This window comes from Kistimonas scapharcae (genome assembly GCF_039540975.1).
GTDB lineage: Bacteria > Pseudomonadota > Gammaproteobacteria > Pseudomonadales > Endozoicomonadaceae > Kistimonas > Kistimonas scapharcae.
The window spans coordinates 1-1,246 of record NZ_BAABFL010000066.1; the positions used below are offsets into that span (position 1 = coordinate 1).

A 1,246-nucleotide genomic window follows, 5' to 3' on the forward strand; every position below is an offset into this window, starting at 1 on the left:
GGACTGTACTGGCCTTTGAATGTCACTGTGGTTCGGTCTGGCAACACAAAAGTGCCGGATTCCGGAGACCACAGAAACCCCTGTTCCTCCAGTACCTGCCGGTAGCCACTCCCGACTACTGCGCGACAGAGACGTCTTGCATCCATCAAATCGTCATGATTCCACAACGCACCCAGACTGAGCTGCATGGCCTCATCCCCAAGACAGATCCGGTTGTTTCTCTCACGACACAACACCACCGCCCGTTGCAACAAGCTGCGCGACTGCAAGGCCCGTCTGACAGCATCAGCGTGATTGGGAACCAGACAGCTCGACCAGTAAACCTCGACTTCCTGATTACCCACCCGGCAGGCGCCCAGGAACCAGAGCCCGGACACCAGCAAAGAGGGCGTCCCCGCCAACTCCAGTTCTTTATGCAGATATTTCACCAGCCTGTCCGGATAAAAACGGTACTGCTTTCGAACCGCTTCCTCGACTTTCACCCAACCCCTGTCCGGACAGAGATAACCCATGTAGCCATATGGGCTTTTCTGGACAGGGATGCTCTCATTGTGGTCATCACCATCTATCCAGCGCAGCGGTTCACAGGGACACAGCATGCCAGTGGCGAGTAAATCCTGAAAACAGTCACTGAAATCACCCTGCAAATCCGGGCCTGGCACCTTTTCAATACCGCAGTCGTACAATGACGCCAACGCTTCAAAAACCGGACGAGAGAGCAGTCGGTTCACAGGGCACGCTCCTCCGTGAACACACCCCAGCGGGGCAACAACACCTCACGGATATAGCGTCTTCTGTCATCATGTGGCTTCAGGCTGCATTTGTTGGGCACTGTCAGGGTGAAATGGTGGGTTTCCTTACGAAACCGGCCATCATGACTGGCCCTGAAAACAATCGAGAGCTTGACCCGTTTGATTTTCTGACCGGCATATTGCATCAACAGCGGCACATCATTCAGACGCAGATCCTGATACACATCCATGGATTCACCGGTGCGCAGGTACGGTTTGATGTCAAACTCACCCCGGGTCTGGATAGACTGCAGGGTAATACCACTGACCAGCACCCGCTCAATGTCTTCTTCAATGGGCTGGTCATCGCTGAAATCCAGTGCGGGCTCCTGCCTGAAAACATCAAGGTTTACACGACAGGGAACGATTGGTGCCAACTTACCGATAATACCCAGCATGCTTGTGGCAAACAGCCTGCCCAGCCGCTCCCGATCATCACGACTGTTGGAAATCAC

The 1,246-nt window shown here is 54.3% G+C and carries 2 protein-coding genes; both read right to left on the reverse strand.

Going from position 1 to position 1,246, the window contains the following annotated elements:
• The coding region (locus ABD892_RS03845; RefSeq protein WP_345194012.1) for a hypothetical protein at positions 1 to 731 on the reverse strand (731 nt) is incomplete at its 3' end.
• Positions 728 to 1,246 (reverse strand): hypothetical protein (locus ABD892_RS03850; protein WP_345194014.1); only part of this gene is annotated, 519 nt, incomplete at its 5' end. The genes ABD892_RS03845 and ABD892_RS03850, both read right to left, overlap by 4 nt.